The organism is Corynebacterium felinum, assembly GCF_030408755.1.
GTDB lineage: Bacteria > Actinomycetota > Actinomycetes > Mycobacteriales > Mycobacteriaceae > Corynebacterium > Corynebacterium felinum.
In genome coordinates this window covers 2,057,573-2,076,680 of the sequence record NZ_CP047209.1, presented here as the reverse complement: position 1 = coordinate 2,076,680, position 19,108 = coordinate 2,057,573, and the positions used below count along the sequence as shown (strand labels likewise).

Annotated in this window: 14 protein-coding genes; 12 read left to right on the top strand and 2 right to left on the bottom strand. The window is 54.0% G+C overall.

Annotation, left to right across the window (positions count from 1 at the left end; all coding sequences use genetic code 11):
• Nucleotides 1–4: 4 nt before the first annotated feature.
• The 7 genes from CFELI_RS08845 to ileS all read left to right on the top strand — a co-directional run bounded on the left by CFELI_RS08845 (nt 5) and on the right by ileS (nt 10,687).
• Nucleotides 5–661 carry a cell division protein FtsQ/DivIB gene (locus tag CFELI_RS08845; protein WP_277104589.1) on the top strand — a complete coding sequence of 219 codons (657 nt, stop codon included), beginning with the start codon at nt 5–7 and terminating at the stop codon, nt 659–661.
• A gap of 695 nt (nt 662–1,356) precedes the next feature.
• Nucleotides 1,357–2,652: a cell division protein FtsZ gene (gene ftsZ, locus CFELI_RS08840; RefSeq protein WP_277104590.1), complete on the top strand. Its 1,296-nt coding sequence runs from the start codon at nt 1,357–1,359 to the stop codon at nt 2,650–2,652.
• A gap of 38 nt (nt 2,653–2,690) precedes the next feature.
• Nucleotides 2,691–3,479 (top strand): peptidoglycan editing factor PgeF, encoded by a 789-nt coding sequence (pgeF, locus tag CFELI_RS08835; RefSeq protein ID WP_374724738.1) that lies wholly within the window; start codon nt 2,691–2,693, stop codon nt 3,477–3,479.
• Between the two features lie 1,058 nt (nt 3,480–4,537).
• A complete protein-coding gene (locus CFELI_RS08830; protein ID WP_277104592.1) occupies nt 4,538–4,987 on the top strand; it encodes a cell division protein SepF in 450 nt (149 codons plus the stop codon).
• 334 nt (nt 4,988–5,321) lie between these two features.
• Nucleotides 5,322–5,609 (top strand): YggT family protein, encoded by a 288-nt coding sequence (locus CFELI_RS08825; RefSeq protein ID WP_277104593.1) that lies wholly within the window; start codon nt 5,322–5,324, stop codon nt 5,607–5,609.
• A gap of 464 nt (nt 5,610–6,073) precedes the next feature.
• On the top strand, nt 6,074–7,060 hold the full coding sequence (locus CFELI_RS08820) for a DivIVA domain-containing protein (protein ID WP_277104594.1): 987 nt from the start codon (nt 6,074–6,076) through the stop codon (nt 7,058–7,060).
• A 468-nt stretch (nt 7,061–7,528) separates the two neighbouring features.
• A complete protein-coding gene (gene ileS, locus CFELI_RS08815; RefSeq protein WP_277104595.1) occupies nt 7,529–10,687 on the top strand; it encodes an isoleucine--tRNA ligase in 3,159 nt (1,052 codons plus the stop codon).
• Between the two features lie 277 nt (nt 10,688–10,964).
• Here ileS and CFELI_RS08810 read toward each other — a convergent pair whose 3' ends face one another.
• On the bottom strand, nt 10,965–11,981 hold the full coding sequence (locus CFELI_RS08810; RefSeq protein WP_277104596.1) for an SGNH/GDSL hydrolase family protein: 1,017 nt from the start codon (nt 11,979–11,981) through the stop codon (nt 10,965–10,967).
• A gap of 238 nt (nt 11,982–12,219) precedes the next feature.
• Between CFELI_RS08810 and CFELI_RS08805 the strand changes: the two genes are divergently transcribed.
• The 3 genes from CFELI_RS08805 to CFELI_RS08795 all read left to right on the top strand — a co-directional run bounded on the left by CFELI_RS08805 (nt 12,220) and on the right by CFELI_RS08795 (nt 15,336).
• Nucleotides 12,220–13,080 (top strand): EamA family transporter, encoded by an 861-nt coding sequence (locus CFELI_RS08805; RefSeq protein ID WP_277104597.1) that lies wholly within the window; start codon nt 12,220–12,222, stop codon nt 13,078–13,080.
• Between the two features lie 40 nt (nt 13,081–13,120).
• Nucleotides 13,121–14,536, top strand: coding sequence for a DNA polymerase IV (locus tag CFELI_RS08800; RefSeq protein WP_277104615.1), 1,416 nt, complete (start codon nt 13,121–13,123; stop codon nt 14,534–14,536).
• 128 nt (nt 14,537–14,664) lie between these two features.
• Nucleotides 14,665–15,336, top strand: a complete 672-nt coding sequence (locus tag CFELI_RS08795) for a hypothetical protein (protein ID WP_277104598.1) — start codon at nt 14,665–14,667, stop codon at nt 15,334–15,336.
• A gap of 745 nt (nt 15,337–16,081) precedes the next feature.
• Here the strand turns inward: CFELI_RS08795 and CFELI_RS08790 are convergent.
• Nucleotides 16,082–17,053: an asparaginase gene (locus CFELI_RS08790; RefSeq protein WP_277104599.1), complete on the bottom strand. Its 972-nt coding sequence runs from the start codon at nt 17,051–17,053 to the stop codon at nt 16,082–16,084.
• A 555-nt stretch (nt 17,054–17,608) separates the two neighbouring features.
• Between CFELI_RS08790 and CFELI_RS08785 the strand changes: the two genes are divergently transcribed.
• Nucleotides 17,609–18,241 carry a WKL family lipoprotein gene (locus CFELI_RS08785; RefSeq protein ID WP_277104600.1) on the top strand — a complete coding sequence of 211 codons (633 nt, stop codon included), beginning with the start codon at nt 17,609–17,611 and terminating at the stop codon, nt 18,239–18,241.
• Between the two features lie 116 nt (nt 18,242–18,357).
• Nucleotides 18,358–19,041, top strand: coding sequence for a peptidylprolyl isomerase (locus CFELI_RS08780; RefSeq protein ID WP_277104601.1), 684 nt, complete (start codon nt 18,358–18,360; stop codon nt 19,039–19,041).
• The last annotated feature ends 67 nt before the right edge of the window (nt 19,042–19,108 follow it).

The window sequence follows — 19,108 nt, the reverse complement described above, 5'->3', positions numbered from 1 at the left end:
GCTCATGGCAAAAAAGATTGTCATTACCGCGCTGATTTGCGTGCTCGTGGGTGCAGCTGCCTTTGCTGGTGCTTACTTTTACCCGGTGTTGAAGGTTCAGGAAGTTGTTGCCACAGGGCAACAGTCCACCACTGAGGAAGAAATCAACGCTGTGACCGCTGAGCTTGAGGGACAAAACCTTCTGCGGGTCAACACTGAGGAAATCGCTCGTAAAACCAGCGCCCTTCCGTGGGTGGCCAAGGCGAAGGTGAGCACGAAACTGCCGAACCAAGTGGTGATTGACATTCAGGAACACCAGGCAGTGCTGTACGCGCCGCGCGAGGATGGGGATCATCTGATCGATACCAATGGCAAAGTTTTTGTCATTGATCAGCATCCTGAAGGTGCGGTGGCTGTGACCGGCACCCGTGAGGACGACGAACGGATGTATTCCGATATTATTTCTGTTCTTGCCGCCTTGGGGGATCACAATAGGGTCCACATCAAGGAGATCAAGGCGCAGAAAGCAGAAGCGCTTTCACTTGTTCTCCACGATGGCCGGGAAGTGTACTGGGGATCGAAAGAAAATAGTCACGATAAAGCTGTCGCCTTTGGTGTGGCTTTAAGCCGTGGTGAACAACGCCTCGATATTTCTGGGGCTCCTGTGATCGCGGTGCGCTAAGTATTCGATGTGTCATACTCACGCCTGAATACTTTCCTTACTATCCGGTAGGAAGGGTATGCAAGCGTGAGTATTCTTTTTTCTAAGATTGGGGAGGATTAAGGATTTTGCTGGGGGTTGCCGCAAGTTGAAGGAGCTTTCCTGAGAAATAGTGCGGTGCGCAAACAATGTGGGGGCTGAGATTGGTGTGAGTGTACAGCGGTTGTTGGCATGAGTTGGGGCTGGGCTGTGGTGGGCTCCTGTGGTGGGGTGGTTGATAGGGGGGGGGCTATCGTGCGGTTTCCCGGGTGGAGTTGAACTGTGGGGTTGGGTTTAAAGTGGGCGTGAGGGGAGTCGGGGGTAGCGCAACCGACACATGTACATAAGAGAAAACTGTGAAATTGGGCACGTTTTCTTAAGCGTTTGTGTTGGGGAAGGGGGCTATTCTCAGGTGCTGAGGGGTGGAAAAGGGGGGTTCGGGGGCATGAAATAAACGCACGTCAAAAGTCTAAAGTTGAGGTTTAGACTGCCGACACGCCGCCGAAAATGAACCAAAATTTTTCTCAACAGTCGGCCAATATGGAACGTACATAACTTTGAAACCAGTTCACCCCAGTAATCAACAAGGTGGTGTGGTTGCCGTCGCATGGGTTGAGCGGGTTTCAAGCACAAAGTTTTTGGCAAACCTCAAAACGTGGAAAGGCGAGTCTTTCTTTATGACTTCCCCAGATAACTACCTCGCCGTTATCAAGGTTGTAGGCGTCGGTGGTGGCGGCGTCAATGCTGTCAACCGAATGATCGAAGAAGGCCTCAAGGGCGTGGAGTTTATTGCGGTGAATACCGACTCCCAGGCTTTGATGTTCTCCGACGCCGACGTCAAGCTCGACATTGGACGTGAAGCAACCCGTGGCCTCGGCGCTGGCGCAAATCCTGAGGTGGGGCGCCAGTCGGCCGAAGACCACAAGAATGAGATCGAAGAAACCCTCAAGGGTGCCGACATGGTCTTTGTCACCGCAGGTGAAGGCGGTGGCACCGGCACCGGTGCTGCGCCAGTGGTTGCGTCCATTGCGAAGAAGCAAGGCGCACTGACCGTGGGTGTGGTCACTCGCCCATTCAAGTTTGAGGGTCAAAAGCGTACCCGTCAGGCGCTTGAGGGTATTGAAAAGCTGGCTGAGGTGTGCGATACCCTCATCGTGATCCCGAACGATCGCCTGCTGCAGCTCGACACTGACAACCTCACCATGATGGAGGCGTTCCGCGCCGCCGACCAAGTGCTACATAACGGTGTGCAGGGTATTACCGACCTGATCACCATCCCAGGTTTGATCAACGTTGACTTCGCAGACGTGCGCTCCGTCATGTCTGAAGCGGGCTCCGCTTTGATGGGTGTGGGTTCGGCTCGTGGCGAAAACCGTGTGATGGAAGCTGCTCAGCAGGCGATTAACTCCCCGCTGTTGGAGTCCACCATGGAAGGTGCGAAGGGTGTTCTGCTGTCGATTGCGGGTGGATCGGATCTTGGTTTGCATGAAGTGAACTTGGCCGCCTCCATGGTTGAGGAGAAGGCTGACCCTGAGGTGAACCTGATCTTCGGTACCATCTTCGACGATAACCTCGGTGACGAGGTGCGTGTGACTGTGATCGCCACCGGCTTCGATTCCAAGAGCGTTGCGGCTGCACGTCAAAACTCTGCTCCATCTACTCCTGTGGCGTCTGCCACATCGGCACCAACTCCTGCGCCTTCGCACGCGCAGGAAGTAACCCCGGCACCTGCACCTGAGTCTTCTTCCTTGTTCGGTCGCGAAACCGCTGAAGAGTACGATGCTCGTCACCGTCGCAGCGAGTTCCAGCCGAGCTACCGTGAGGAGCGCAACGGTGGGTTGTTTACAAACCGTGAGCAGACCCATCCGCAGCCACAGCAGCACACTCAGGCTCCTTCCGCGCCGCACACTCCTGCGCAGCCAGCAGGCCGCGGCGATGATGATCTGGATGTTCCTGATTTCATGCGCTTCTAGTCGCTGATTTTTCGTCTGTTCCGCTGCCCTGCGTCTTTATGGTGAGGGGAAGTCAACCTAAAAGTTCCAAGGGGAAGTGTGTGAATAGCGCAACTACTCAGTCTCATAACGGCTCGACTCGTCCTGTGCAGCAGGTATTTACCTCCCGCTCAGGCGGTGTGTCGCTGGCCCCCTATGAGTCATTCAATCTCGGCGATCATGTCGGCGATGACCCGGAAGCGGTCGCTAAAAATCGTGCGCGCTTGGCGCGGGTGTTGGGTCTTGACCCATCTCAGCTTGTGTGGATGGAACAGATTCATTCCAATACGGTGAAGGTGGTCGTCGACAAGCAGCAGGGGCCGGTGCCAGCCGCGGATGCGATTGTGACCACAACTCCCGGTTTGGCGTTGTGCGTGCTGGTTGCCGACTGCGTTCCCGTCTTGCTTTGCGACGTCGAAGCCAAGGTCGTTGCCGCCGTCCATGCTGGTCGCATGGGTGCCCGCAACGGGATTGTGCGCGCAACGGTCGAGAAAATGCGTGAACTTGGGGCCAAGCCCCAGTCCATCCATGCCCTGTTGGGTCCCGCAGCATCGGGCCGTCATTATGAGGTGCCGCGTGCCATGGCTGAGGATGTGGAAAAGCACCTTCCCGGTTCAATAACGACCACTGTCAAGGGGACTACGGGTGTTGATGTGCGTGCCGGCTTGGTGCGTCAATTGTTGTCTTTGGGGATTAACGCTATTGATGCTGATCCGCGTTGCACCATTGAAGATTCCACTTTCTTTTCCTACCGCCGCGAAGGCACTACGGGCCGCCAGGCTGGGGTTATTTGGCTCACCGAACAGTAGGAATAGTTTTCAGCTGCGCCGTGAGAAAAGCATAAATGTCTGAGGTAGCTCGGCGGCGGTGATGAACCACACGCCGCACTGCGATGAAACTTAGGTGCGAGTTATTCGCAGATCAGACAGATTGCCTCGTTACACACCAGGCGGATTACCTCGTTACGCACCAGGCGGATTGCCTTCTTACACATCAAGCGAGTGGAAATGACGCAGCGATGCGGTGGGGGTGCGGGTAGAGGGAGGGGAGTTTGAGCGTGTAATTCTGTTGTAGACACCTGGTGTGTAGGGGTAGGGGGTGGGCCGTGGGGTGAATCATTGTGGGGTTTGGATAGGCGTGCACACATCTGACAAACATCTCAGTGTTGGCCTATCAGAATTTTCGTATACTCACATCTTTATTTATTGCGTAGCGTGGCAGCTTAGATGCCACTAGCACTATTGCTTGCAGATACTTTGATCACTTTAGTTTCTGTGTTCAATGATGCACGGCTATTCAAAGTGCGGGGACAGTGAGCGGGTGTGGAAAAAAGACCTCTTTCCCTACAGCATTCGGTTGCATCGCTGGGATCGCGAGTGGGGGAGAAGCGGTGTGAAGGGGTTAGTGGTTTGTGTGCTTCGTTGCGGTCTTCGAGTGGCGGGGAAAGGTCGAAGGGGGAGCAGCAGGTGTGCCATTGTCGGCGTGTCGGGCTTAGATGAAGAAAAATTCATCAAAAATTTTGCACGCGGATTTTCACTAAAATCTTCGGGCAAAAATTGTACAAGTTGACCCTTGTTTTGGTAGCCTGAGCGTTGGTTTTGTTATCAACCTGTAATCTATAAGGGTAGCCTTGATTGTGGATTTCAACATGAAACTACACAAACAAAAACATCACCGTTGCTTCTTTTGGGCGTGTTTGTACGAAACCAACGAAAATCAAAACGATAGTCTGACTTTAGGAAGAGTTTCCCCCTCCCTTGCACAGCGGGTAGAGGAACGCAGTTTCATCTTCGTTCTTGGTGGCCCCACGCAAAGGATTACCGAAGTGTTTCTGAAATCCCCCCTCTATGTTGAAAGGTTTTAGCCTATGTCTTTAGTGAACAAGACCAAGCGATTCTTTGGCCTGGACTCCGAGGCCTATGCCTACGATCACGACGACGCATACTACGATGACGTACCACGCTACGAAGGTACCGCCGCTTATGCACCAGAGCGCTCCTACGAACCAGCGCCTAGCTACAGCGAATACCGTGAAGAGCGCCCAGTGCATCACGAAGCATCTATCGTGACCGTCAAAATTTTCCAAAACAACGATGCAGTCAAGATTGGTGAGCCTTTCCGCGACGGTGACGCAGTAGTCTTCGACCTCTCTGCGCTCCCAGCTGAAGGTGCCAAAGGTATCATCGACTTCGCGGCGGGTCTGTGTTACGCCTTGCGCGGACACATGGTGAAGCTCGACGGCCGCATCTTTGCAATCACTCCAGAAAACTCCGCACTGGAAATCGAACAACTGAAACACGCCGCTAACCTGTACTAATCGCCGACGAACCTTCGTCAACGTCTGCTACAAGTCGCTGCTTGAATACACAACGAAAGCAGCGGTACAGAACACACGAGCGTTCACCAAACAGATGAACACGAGGGTCTTGCACTAAGAGGGTAGATCAGGCGATGGGGATAGGCTTAGTGGGTCACCGTAACCAAGGATAAAGCGCACCGAACGTGCGCCTCCTTGAAAGGTTTCAGTGCGGTGACAAAATATGGAAACATACGGAAACTTTTTCAAACTCCGCTTCGTTGCACTAGTGTGACAGCGGAGTTTTCTTAATATCTAAACACTCAGTGTTAAGCGGAAGGCGTGAATATAAACAGTGGAAACCCTCAAAACCTTTCTAGTCATTGCAATCGATATCTACTTGCTGATCCTGATTGCGCGCATCTTGATCGAAATGATCGTCACTTTCTCCCGTAACTATCAAGCGCCTAGCTGGTTCAACCGACTTGCAGAGTCCATCTTTATCGTCACCGATCCGCCAGTAAAAGCGCTCAGGAAACTGATTCCACCTATTCGGTTGGGTGCGGTCGCGCTCGATGTGTCCATTCTGGTGTTGTTCTTTGCGCTCCAGTTTGGCCGTATCGCAATTATTAATATTCTCTAAGAATCCCCCTGGTGGGTTGGAAGAGCAACAAGTACGTACGCGACAAAAAGTGACATCGCAGAAGAAAAATTTGGTTCTGTCCCAAAAAATGGGGCAGAACTTTTTTTATTCAGGATTGGCGATAAGTCGGAAGCCGTGCACCCCGACTGGCAAAACTGAAAAATTACCCGTTAGGTGCACAAATGCTTCATTGTGAGGCGGTAGTAGACATGACAATTTATTGGTGAAACTACCGCAGTTGCGTGGTGTCAGATGTGCTGATTGTGGCCAAATTGTAACAATTTCGTGATTTTTCGGGTTTTTCCGTCTAGGGTTGTAAGCAATACAGCATCTGCAACCGATCGTTGGGGCACACGCCCTGTGTTAACGGTTGGTAAGAAAAGTGGGTTATTGTATTTTTTGAAAAGCTAGGCCTTGTGCGTTCGTGCGCGCGAGGGTCGTTCAAATCTCGAAGGGAAAACTCCATGCCGCTGACTCCAGCCGATGTGCACAACGTCGCATTCAGCAAGCCGCCAATTGGCAAGCGCGGCTACAATGAGGACGAGGTAGATCAGTTCCTGGATCTGGTTGAGGACACTCTCGCCGAAATTCAGGAAGAGAACGAAGATCTGCGCCAGCAGGTTGAGGAACTGAAGGCAGAACTTGCCCAGTCCCAGTCTCGTTCTACTCCGTCTTCTGCTCCTGCTGCTAAGGGCGTGAACGAAACCGCTATCCGTGCCGAAATTGAGCGCAAGATTAAGGCTGACTACGAGCGCAAGCTTAACGACGCCCGCGCAGATGCCGCTAAGGCTGATGCAGATGCCCGCGCTGCTAAGGCAGAAATCGAAGCAGTGAAGGCTGAGCTGAGCACCGCTAAGGCTGCCGCTTCTTCTGCTGCAGCAGGCCCTGTGGCTGCTGCTTCCGTGGCACCAAGCACTGCTGCTTCTGCTGATACTCATGTTCAGGCTGCTCGTGTTCTTGGTTTGGCGCAGGAAATGGCCGACCGCCTCACCAGCGAAGCGAAGGTTGATTCCAAGTCGATGCTTGATGATGCCCGCGCAGCTGCTGAGAAGCAGGTTGCCGATGCTGAAGCTTCCGCAAAGGCTGCCTTGGAGGATGCACGTGCTCGCGCCGCGAAGCAGGTTGCTGAGGCTTCCGCTACCGCTGACCGTCTGGTTAATGAGGCGAAGGCTAAGTCTGAGCAGACTTTGACCGATGCTCAGGTTCGTGCATCTGCCCAGATTAAGGCTGCTGAGGATAAGGCGAATGCCCTGCAGGCTGATGCTGAGCGTAAGCACACTGAGATCATGGCAACCGTCAAGCAGCAGCAGAATGCTCTTGAGGCTCGTATTGCTGAACTGCGCACCTTCGAGCGCGAGTACCGTACTCGCCTGAAGACTCTGCTGCAGTCCCAGCTCAATGAGTTGGAATCGCGCAGCTCTGCGCTTCCAACCGAAACTGACACCAAGTAATTCTTCACTTCTACTCACGCGCCGCCCTGATGTTTCAGGCGGCGTGTGGGTTATGTGCCAGTCAGGTGTGTTTATCGCGCCGGTCTGTGGCAGATACTGACGTTGTGTTGTGTACTCGTGTTGTATTGTGTGCTCCCCGTTGCGTGCGGGGAGTTTTTTTACATGATCCCCTGAGCAGCGCAAGGGGGTTGTGTGCGGGGGCTTCGAGGTTTCGACAATCCTTTATATGCTGCGCTATACTTTCAAATCACTATGGGCACAGATCCTAGCTATCACTAGGGGAGCCTTCCGGAAGAACGAGCGTGTGTTCATTATGTACAGGCTTTAGTAGAACTGGGCGGGTAAGACCGTTATCTCCTTTAAAAACGAAGAGGGGTGCATATGCACCCAAGCAGGGTGGTACCGCGCCTTTGTGGCGTCCCTGCACACGAACGCAGATTGTGATTGTTTTTAAAGGAGAATTTTTTTATGTCCGATATCGGAAAAGTCTATCCACGTGTGGATATGACTGGGGGTTCGTCGCGTTTCCCTGATATGGAACGTGAGGTTTTGAAGTTTTGGGCTAACGATAAGACGTTCCAGGCTTCGATCGATAATCGTGAAAACGCTGGCGAGTATGTTTTCTACGATGGCCCTCCGTTTGCTAATGGTTTGCCACACTACGGCCACCTGCTGACCGGTTATGTTAAGGACATCATTCCTCGCTACCGCACCATGAAGGGCGACCTTGTGGGTCGCGTTTTCGGTTGGGATTGCCACGGCCTGCCGGCTGAGCTGGAAGCTGAAAAGCAGCTTGGCATCAAAGATAAGGGCGAAATCGAATCGATGGGCTTGGAAAAGTTCAACGAATACTGTGGCACGTCCGTTTTGAAGTACACCGAAGAGTGGAAAGAGTATGTCACCCGCCAGGCACGCTGGGTGGATTTTGAAAACGGCTATAAGACCATGGATCTCAACTTCATGGAGTCTGTAATGTGGGCGTTTAAGACTTTGTACGACAAGGGCCTGATCTACCAGGGATTCAGGGTTTTGCCTTATTCCTGGGCAGAGCACACACCTTTGTCTAATCAGGAAACCCGCTTGGATGATTCTTATAAGATGCGCCAGGACCCAACCTTGACGGTGACCTTGCCAATCACTGGTGTGAAGGAAGGCTCGCAGGCTAACCCTGCGCTGGTTGGTGCTTCCGCTCTTGCGTGGACCACCACGCCGTGGACCTTGCCGTCGAACCTTGCGCTGGCAGTGAACCCTAGTGTGACGTACGCTCAGGTTGAGGTTGGCGAAGGTGGCGTTGAGGAATTTGTGGGCCAGCGTTTCCTGCTTGCTGAAAACCTCGTGCCTTCTTTTGCTAAAGAACTTGGCGAGTACACCGTTGTGTCCACTCACCTCGGTGCTGAGCTGGTTGGTTTGACCTATGAGCCAGTGTTTGGTTACTTCCGTGATCACCCTCATGCTTTCCAGATCTTGGGTGCCGAGTACGTGACCACTGAGGATGGTACCGGTATCGTGCACCAAGCTCCTGCTTTCGGTGAAGACGATATGTTTGTCTGTGAAGCTGCGGGCATCGAGGTCGTGATCCCCGTGGACATGGACGGCAAGTTCACCTCGCTTGTCCCTGAGTACGAAGGCCAGCTGGTTTTCGATGCAAACAAGGACATCATTCGCGATTTGAAGGCTGCGCATCGGGTAGTTCGCCACCAGACCATTGAACACTCCTACCCACACTCGTGGCGTTCCGGTGAGCCGTTGATCTACATGGCTTTGCCTTCGTGGTTCTTGGCGGTGACGAAGTTCCGCGATCGTATGGTTGAGCTGAACCGTGATGAGATCGAGTGGATGCCAGCGCATATTCGCGATGGCCAGTTTGGCAAGTGGCTAGAAGGTGCACGCGACTGGAATATTTCCCGTAACCGCTACTGGGGTTCCCCAATCCCTGTGTGGGTTTCGGACGATGAGAACTACCCACGCGTGGATGTGTACGGTTCTTTGGATGAGCTGGAGCGCGATTTCGGTGTTCGCCCCACCTCCTTGCACCGTCCGTTCATTGATGAGCTGGTGCGTCCGAATCCTGATGACCCAACGGGTAAGTCGATGATGCGTCGCGTGCCTGAGGTGTTGGACTGCTGGTTCGAGTCCGGTTCGATGCCTTTCGCCCAGAAGCACTACCCCTTTGAGAACAAGGAGTGGTTCGATACTCACTCCCCATCGGATTTCATTGTGGAGTACTCCGGCCAGACGCGTGGCTGGTTCTACACCCTGCATGTGCTGGCCACGGCACTGTTTGATCGCCCCGCATACAAGAAGGTTGTCGCGCACGGCATCGTTTTGGGTGATGATGGCCTGAAGATGAGTAAGTCGAAGGGCAACTACCCGAATGTTAATGAGGTTTTTGACCGTGACGGTTCGGATGCGATGCGCTGGTTCTTGATGTCGTCGCCGATTCTGCGTGGCGGTAACCTGATCGTGACTGAGCAGGGTATTCGCGAGGGTGTGCGCCAGGCTTTGCTGCCGATGTGGAATGCGTATTCCTTCCTGCAGCTGTATTCCTCGAAGCCTGCCCAGTGGTCGGTGGAGTCTACTGATGTGCTCGATCGCTACATTCTGGCGAAGCTGCATGATCTGGTTGCGAACACCAATGAGGCGCTGGATAACACCGATATTGCGCGTGCCTGCGATGAAGTGCGTTGGTTCTGTGATGTGCTGACGAACTGGTATGTGCGTCGTTCTCGTGAGCGTTTCTGGGCTGGCGATCAGCAGCATCCTGAGGCTTTCAATACTTTGTACACGGTTTTGGAGACGCTGACTCGTGTGACTGCACCGTTGCTTCCGATGGCTTCTGAGGTGATCTGGCGCGGCTTGACCGGTGAGCGTTCGGTGCACCTTGCTGATTTCCCTTCCGCAGATGCTTATCCTGCCGATGATGCGTTGGTGCGCACCATGGATGAGATTCGTGGTGTGTGTTCGGCGGCGTCGTCGGTACGCAAGGCGCATAAGCTGCGTAACCGTTTGCCGCTGCCGAAGCTGACTGTGGCGTTGCCGGAGTCGGCGCGTTTGGAGGAGTTTGCGGCGATCATTCGCGACGAGGTGAATGTGAAGGCCGTGGAGCTGACCGATGATGTTGATTCGGTGGGTCGTTTCGAGGCTGTTGTCAACGCTAAGGTTGCTGGCCCGCGTTTGGGTGGCGATGTGCAGCGCGTGATCAAGGCTGTGAAGATGGGCAATTACGAGCACACTTCGGCTGGCACTGTGCTTGCCGACGGCATTGAGCTGTTGGCGGGCGAGTTCAGCGAGCGTTTGGTTGCGGCTGATCCGAAGTCGACTGCCCAGATTGATGGTGTGGGCGGCTTGGTTGTTCTCGACATGAATGTGACTGAGGAGCTTGAGGCTGAGGGTTGGGCTGCGGATGTGGTTCGTGGAATCCAGGATGCTCGTAAGGCGAGTGGCTTTGAGGTTTCTGACCGCATTAGTGCAACGTTGTCGGTGCCTGCCGATAAGGTTGAGTGGGCACAGCGCCACAAGGACTTCATCGCAGGTGAGGTTTTGGCTACTTTGTTCAGCATCGTTGAGGGTGAAAACTTCGACCACGAAGTGGTCAAGGGTGTAAGCGTTTCGGTAGCGAAGGTCTAAACTCTCAGCACGAGTGGCCGGGTATGTATAACAGCCTGTCATCATCTTTCTCTGTGACTAGGGAAAGCTATGGTGGCAGGCTGTTTTTTTTAGGTGATGGATGGTGTGTATTGTGTGCTGTTCATCGTGCGGTTTCGCCCGTGGGTTTGCTCGGGGAGTCCACGGTGGCGTATACGCCGATGAAGGAGGAGGGAGATGTGGGAGAAAAAATCGCGCCTTGAGCACAGCACATTAAGCGCAGGCTTTGTGGTGCGTGTGTTTTAGGCGCGGTGTGTTTCTAGTGTGAGAGATTGCCGAGCACTGGTGCTGGTGGTGGAGGGGGAAGTGGTGGAAGTTGGAGCAGGCGCGGATCAAAGGGTGGGATTCTCAGATCGATGCGTGGGGGTGGGGTGTAGGTGTCGAGGTGGTGCAAGATGACATCAGCTTGGAACTTGGTGCCTGCTTCGTTGAGGTGGAGCGGGAGGTAGTCGTCGCGTTCGGGCGCGTCGAGCACAGTTTTGATGTAGCGCTGGTTATCGGGGGCGCAGGAGCCGTGGCCTTGGGAACCTGTGAATACATCCACGTATTCTGCGGTCATCAACGGTGCGGTGAGTTCCATGGCTCGGTTGAGTGCGATGTTGTAGGCGCGTTGGTTGCTCGCAGGGAATGCGATGCGTACGGGGAAGCCCCACCGGTTGGTGTCGACGAGGCAGTGCATGTCGTCAGAGCCTACCACTTCGGGGTATCCCACGAGCAGGATGCGGGCGTGAGGTGCCAGTGCTCGTACTCGTGCCATTGATGGGCTGAGCCGGCGGAAGTATTCATCGGGGGTGATGATCGCTGGTGAGCCAAGCAGCCCGTAGTCGCGATACCCGAGCCACGCTTCGTTGCCGCCGATAGTGATGGTCACTACTTTGGTGTTGGGGCCGAGTGCGCCTGCTTGCTCAGCGCGGTCGATGAGCATGGGCATGTTGGAGACGCGGGGTTTTTCGGTGCTGTCTTCGACGATGACGGCACCGGAGCAGGAGAAGTTGGCGAAAGATGTGAATCGTGAGGCTACGCGCACTGGGTAGGAATTGTCGCCGTGGCGGCAGCGTTCTTCTTCGCTGCGGGATTCAAACTGTTCCCTAGTGGTGGGGTTTCCGGCATAGGAGTCGCCTAGTGCCACGTATTCGGCGCCACCTCGTGGGATCTTGTGAATGGGTGGGTGTTGCGTACCCGGTTGAGGGGCTGCGGGTTGGGCAGTGGCATTGGGGAGGGTCACGCAGATCGAGAGTGTAACGGCGGTGGTGAGTGCGCCGATATATTTCTTCATGGATAGTGCGCTCATAAGTATATAAAGATAGCTTAAGTGAAAACCATTCGCCAATATGTATATGTGCAGGTGAAAGCTTTGATTACGGTGGGTTTATGGGTGTGCTTTGTGCAGTAAAGTCTCCTGGTGTGCATGCTTTGAATCTCAGGAGTTTACTTCTACCTCACCTGTATCACGGTGGTTGGGTGAAGGGGGTGTGCTTTATGGTTCATATGTGTGCTCCTCTATGATCACTTGTGTGACCAAGACCTCATCTGATCTGAGTAGATCCCCCCTGCTGCCTGCACTGATTACTGTTGGTTCGGGCTTAAGTTTGTATACCGGTGCAGCGATTGCAGTGGGGCTGTTTGCGGTGTTGCCCCCAGCTATTGTGGCGTGGCTGCGCGTGGCGTTCGCTGGGGCGATCATGGCCGTCTTGTTCCGGCCTAGTTGGGATACGTTTTTTGGTGACAAAATCACGCTCGCCGCTGCCTATGGCGCGTCCATGATTTTCATGAACATCTGCTTTTATAACGCAATCGAGTCGATCCCCTTGGGCACCGCGGTGGCGATCGAGTTTGTCGGCCCCATTGTGGTCGGCGCGCTGACGTCCAAAACACTCAAACACGCTGCGGCTTTGGTGCTTGCGGCTGTGGGGGTGTTGCTGATTTCAGGTGTGCAGTGGACTGATAATGCGGTCGGTGTGCTGTATGCGTTGGGCGCTGCTGCAGGTTGGGGTGTGTATATCTGGGTGGGGTTGAAGTTGTCGCGCCGGGTGGAAAGTCATAAGCAGACGCAGAAACTGTTGGCGGCGGGGTTGCTGTATGGTGCATTTTTCGCGCTGCCGGTGGTGTGGTGGGTGTTTCCCGATAAGGTGGCGATGGACCCAGCAATGGTGGTGGGTTTGGCTGCGGGGTTGGCGGTGTTGTCGACTGTGGTGCCTAGCTCGCTTGACATTATTGCTATGCGCTTGTCGACGCCGTCCCTCTACGCCGTTTTATCGGCACTGATGCCATTGGTGGCTACTGTCTGCGGTGCGGTGATCTTGGGTCAGTTCCTCACAGTGGTGGAGATGGTGGGGGTTGTGGCTGTAATTGTGGCGGTGTTGGTGCGTCGATAAGCGGGTGTAGTGTGTGCTGCGCACCGTCATGTTAGCTAGAATGTTCGATATGTCGAGGCGTTGGGTTTTGCATATTGATATGGATGCGTTTTTCGCATCTGTTGAGCAGCTGACCCGTCCCGCTTTGCGGGGACGCCCAGTTCTTGTGGGGGGAATTTCGGGCCGTGGTGTGGTCGCGGGCGCATCGTATGAGGCGAGGGCTTTGGGGGCGCGTTCAGCGATGCCCATGTTTCAGGCAAAAGCTTTGGTGGGGTTTTCCGGCGTGGTCGTTGCCCCGCGGCATGCGGTGTATGCTGCGGCCTCGCGGAAGGTGTTTGAGCTGGTCAAGCAGGAAGCTGGGGTGATTGAACAGCTCAGTATTGATGAGGCTTTTATGGAGCCTGCGGAGCTCGTTGGGGCCAGTGAGGATCAGGTGCGTGCGTGGGCACAACAGTTGCGTGCAAAGATTCGGCAGCATACCGGTTTGCCCAGTTCGATTGGTTGTGGTGGTGGGAAGCAGGCTGCAAAGATTGGTTCGGGTATGGCAAAACCTGATGGGGTGTACGTGATTCCACCTGAGCGTCAGGCAGAGATTTTAGGCCCATTGCCAGTGCGCAAGTTGTGGGGTGTGGGCCCAGTAGCTGAGGTTAAGCTCGCCCGCGTGGGAGTGGAGACGATTGCTGATTTCGCGGCCCTAGAGCCGCGGGAGGTCGAAAGCGTGCTGGGCAAGGCGGTGGGTGTGGCTTTGTGGGAGGTTGCGCGGGGGAATGATACAAGCCCGGTGATGCCCCGAGCGGAGGCAAAGTCGGTGGGTGCTGAGTACACCTATCCGAAGGATTTGGTGTCGAAGGCACACATGGATCAGGCGATTGAACGGGCGTTTGTCAAGGCGATTGCTCGGTTGCGACGTGATGGCCGGGGTGCGCGTACGGTGAGCGTGAAGCTGAAATTATCGGATTTTCACACGGAGTCGCGTAGTCACAGCTTTGTGTATCCCACGGAAGATGAGCAGGCGTTGCGCCATGCGGTGGGTTTGTTGGTGCGCTACCCCGATGAGGTGGGGCCGATTCGGCTGGTGGGTGTATCTTTTTCTAATTTGGAGTATCCCAGCCAAGAGATGCTGTTTCCGGAGCTGCTGCCGGTCAAACCGGTGGTGGTGAAGGAGGAGGATTATGAAACTGGTGTGCGTAGTGCGCAAACTAGTCATGCTGAGGTGACGGTGGTTGATGATGCAGTGGCGGAGTCGACGTCGTTGGGGCAGTGGTTTTCGACCCAAGATGTGTCCCATCCTGAGTTCGGGCATGGGTGGATTCAGGGCGCGGGGCATGGGATTGTCACGGTGCGTTTTGAAACCCGCGCCTCGGAAAAGAGTTTTATTAAAACGTTTCCGGTGGATGATCCGCTGCTGGAGCCTGCTGATCCTTTGGTAAGTTTGGATTGGCCGGAGGTTTTTGCCACTAGTGACCACGACGAGTAGATGCATTTGGCACAGTAGCTATCTGCAGTGTTGTTTCACACTTTAAGTGGTGTAGTGTATCCGTGTTGTTCGAGGATGCTGATGGTTGTATCACATCGCCCTGAATTGCGAAAAGGATGCGTGACTGTATGCGAACTGTGCCCTATTTCCAGCGAGATGACCTCCGTGTTGTCCTCAAGTGGTGGGATATTGTTATTCTCACCGTGATTTTCTTCGGCAGTGCGATTGTTTCATCGACTATGGCTTTTTTCTCAGCTGCGCCGGATGTTGGTGCTTCGGTGGAGGATTTTGATTCTGCAGCGAATTATTATGCGCTTGCGATCCAGAGTGTGCAGTTGCTCGTGGGAGTAGTGTATTTGTGGTTGCGGCGTTTCGATTTCCGTTTGTGGAAGCTGCATCCCACGTTGAAGGGCACGGTTGTTGCCGTGCTGTTGTTCTTTTTCTTGGGTGTGCTTTTCGACGTCGCCTATTGGTGCGTTGATGTTCTCAGCCGTGCTGAGCCCACAGCTGGGCACGGGATGATTGAACAATCAGGCGGAGTCTTCGGACACCTCGATGTCTCCTTGGTGATTTATTCTCTGTTCAATGGCCTGTATGAGGAATTGTTTTTCCTAGGCATCTGCCTCATGGTCACACCCCGATGGCGGACGGCAGCTTTTGTGTTTTCCCTCGTCATCAGGATTTCGTTCCACACTTATCGGGACTGTTTTCCGCGCTGTGTATTGGGCTCATTGTGGGTGTGGTGTACTTCGTCCTTTTTAACCGAAGCAAGGACAAAAACCTCTATCCCTTTGTCTTAAGCCACGCATTCGCCGACATGTTTGGCCTCGGAGCAGTGGGTTTTCTCGCATCCTTCTAAACCACTAGCGCACTTCTTATCTCCTCTACCCGAAAGCCAACTCGACTCTTTCCTCTCCACCAAACCTCCAAGCGGGGCTGAATGGAGAAAAGGTCGAGTATGCATACCCCAACACCACAACAGTGCTGGACGCAAAACTCTCCGCAGCTTCTCGACCTTTTCTCCCCACAGGCAGAAAACACGTATGCACAGAAGGAATCAGTCGAGTGATCTCTCGGCAGACAACCACCAGATACCTAGGCTCTTAAGCCACGCGCCAACCATCAACTCGACTCTTCTCACCCCAGGGAAGAAAACAAGGCGCGCCACAGCATAAAGGTCGAGTGGGCCCACCAGGAGGCTCTCGAATCCACACCAGGAGGATTCCGAATCAACGAACAACTCGACCTTTCCACCCATCGCGCCGGGGATTGCACGGCAACTGTGTGGAAAAGGTCGAGTTGGTACAACGGGCAGCCACAATCACGCTGTGGCGTGGAGATCTGAGATCACTACTCGACCTTTTCGCGCCAAGAGAAGCGAAATGCTTCGACGCAAGGTGTATCAGTCGAGTGACGGAAAATGAGTGGTGGAAAAGCAACGTGACCAGAAAAGCAAAGCAGGAGCTAAAAAGCTCATTCGATGGAGGGGAAGAAAGCACAAAAGCGCACCCTCGATTAAAGGTGCGCCGTGAAAAATACGAAGTGTTAGAACAACGTGAACGGGCTGATACCTGTTGCAATCGCAATCGCTAACAACACACGCGCCTGCGGAGCACGGAAATACGAAGAACCCACAGCCCCCTTCGACTGCAACGTCGCCCCGCCACCGGCACCACCATAGGTGCCAGACACATCGCCACGAGGAACACGAGTAGTAATCACCACAGGAATGCCCTGATCCAACGCCTTCCCCAAAGCAACAGCCATCGCAGTACCCACATTGCCAGAACCCATCGCCTCAACAACCAGTCCCTGAGCACCAGCGGCGAGGGCGGCGTCGACAAGCGTGCTGGGAGCACCCGGGTATGCGTGAATAATATCGACACGCACATCAGCCAGCGGAACCGGAGCAACAAAATCAGCACGCGTAGGCTCCTCAGGAGCATTCGTAGCAAAAGCCAACTCATCAGTCGTGTGCCACTTCGTTGCGCCACGAACAGGTAAAACCGCATGGCCAAACACAATGAGCACACCAATGTCGCGCGCCGAAGAATCAGCAGCAATCATGATCGCCTCAAACAAATTACCCGGGCCATCAGCCTCAGGATGATCGAAAGGTTTCTGCGAACCCGTAAACACCACAGGGCGGGAATCGCCGTGGAACGTATCCACAGCAATCGCAGACTCCTCCATCGAATCAGTGCCATGCGTGACCACCACTCCCAACACGGAAGGATCATCAAGCGCATCATGGCAAGCGGTGACAATCTCATCGATATCGGCAAACGTCATCGACGAAGAATCCAAACGATTTAATTCGCGGACCTCAATATCCATCTGCTCAAAACGGGGGCGAATAGCCGCAACCAACTCATCACCCGACACAGTAGGGATCAACATGTTCTGGGAGTCATGGGTGCATGAAATAGTTCCACCCGTAGTCAACACCACCACCTTCGGGCGGGCAGCAGAATCATCAGATGAAGGGCTTGCGGAAGAATGTAAGTCGAAAGTCACTGTTTAAGATTGCCACAGAACACCATCACGCACACCCTAAAACACCGAACCTGTCACCACAAAGCACACACGCCCCACATTGAGTAGCACAACTGACTGGAAAACGGGCGTCCATGGAACGCTCATGAGTGCACAAATTTCACGTATCTCAGGGCTCCTAATTTGCCTGAAAGTACAGTTCAGGAGATATGCGCAGGTGTGGTGATGGTGGTGCAGTGAACTGCATGGAATGCCTCAAACAGGACAGGGAGCAAGCAGGTACAGGAAGTGAGACAAAAAGCGCAAAAGTCGCATGTGTTCAAGAATTTGGAAGCATCGACGGAAGTGAACTACGGGTAGGAAAAGCATCGGTAGACAATTAGTGAATGCCAAAGCAAAGATGAAAGAAGGGGCAGAGACAAGTAGCATGGTGGACGAGACACACGGTGCCTATTTGTAGACGACCACGCGTTGCTCACGGTAGGATTGAACGTTCAGTTTGCACATCGTGATTTGTTCGCACACCCGATAGCGAATATTGATCAACGCAGAAACACATAAAAGGAGTAATTCCCTGTGAAGTTTTCCAAGCTGACCGCCACCACGGCAGCAGTTGCAGCAACCATCGTGCTGAGCGCATGCTCCAGCGACGGTGCAAACACCAGCAGCTCAGCAAGCAGCTCTGCAGCTTCTGCAACCCAATCTGCAAACGTTCCCTCGGCTTTGCCCACGGTTGAAGAACTCAACGCGATCCTTGCATTGGCTTCCGACCCTGCGGCACCGATCGAAGAAAAAACCCAAACGGTCCAAGGTGGCGAATCTGCCCCAGAGCTGTTTGAGGTCATGACCCACTCCAAGATCGAATCCGGCGCTAACTTCCAAGTAGTCCAGCCCATCCTGCCTGGCTACACCGCCGACTCGGTGCTGGCAACCGTGAACTTCATCCTCCCTGACCGGGAGGCACAGCCAGCAGAAAACGTGGAGTTTATCTTCGAAAACGGGCGTTGGAAGCTTTCACAGTCGTGGGCGTGTACGTTGATTACCAACACTGTTGCACCTGAGCAAGTTCCACCAATGTGTCACGCTGCACTGGGTAATGAGGTTCCGCCACCTGCTGATGCACCACCAGCAGACGCGCCACCGGCAGATGCTCCTCCGGCTGAAGCACCGCCAGCGGAAGCGCCTCCTGCGGATGCACCAACGCAGTAATGCGTCAGTAGAAGAAAAGTAATCTGCCCCTAGTAGCCACATAGTTTGTGATTACTAGGGGCAGATTGTTATTTCTAACATAGTGCTTTTGAAAATCACCGACTAGGCTATGGGGCATGAAACGATTCAGTGTTATCGCCCTCAGTACGATTGCTGTCCTCGGATTAAGCGCGTGCTCAGCAGATTCCGGTTCCAGCAGTGTTGAATCACAGGCGCCAGACTCCTCACAGGTATCCGCTTTTGTTGAAGAATGTGGAGTACAGCCAGATGGATTCGCGCCCGCACAAGAAGGGCTGCCCGAGGAAAAAGCGCAGAAGGATGTTACAGTTACGCTGAAAACAAATGCCGGTGATATTCCGCTGAATCTTCACGCGGAAAAAACACCCTGCACAACCGCGATCATTGCGCATTTGGCGAAGTCGGGTTTTTATGACAACACCGTATGCCACCGCATTACAACTGAAGGCATTTACGTTCTACAGTGTGGTGACCCCACCGGTACTGGCTCAGGTGGCCCAGGTTTCCGTTTTGCCGACGAATACCCTGTGGGTGAAAAGGCCGATAACCTGTACAAAGCTGGCACCCTAGCCATGGCTAATGCGGGCCCGAACACGAATGGTTCCCAGTTCTTCCTAAACTACAAGGACTCCCCACTGCCCCCGAACTACACTCTCTTTGGTGAGGTGTCGGAAGAAGGCATGGCTGTGTTGAAAGAAATCGGCGCAAAGGGCGCACAGAATAAAGCTGCTGATGGGCCACCACTCGACGAGGTTGTCATTCAAAGCGCCGAAGTGAAATAACAAAGTGAAGTAACAAAACAACCATAACCCCTTGGCAGCACCACGCGTGAAGGAATGAGTATCTTTT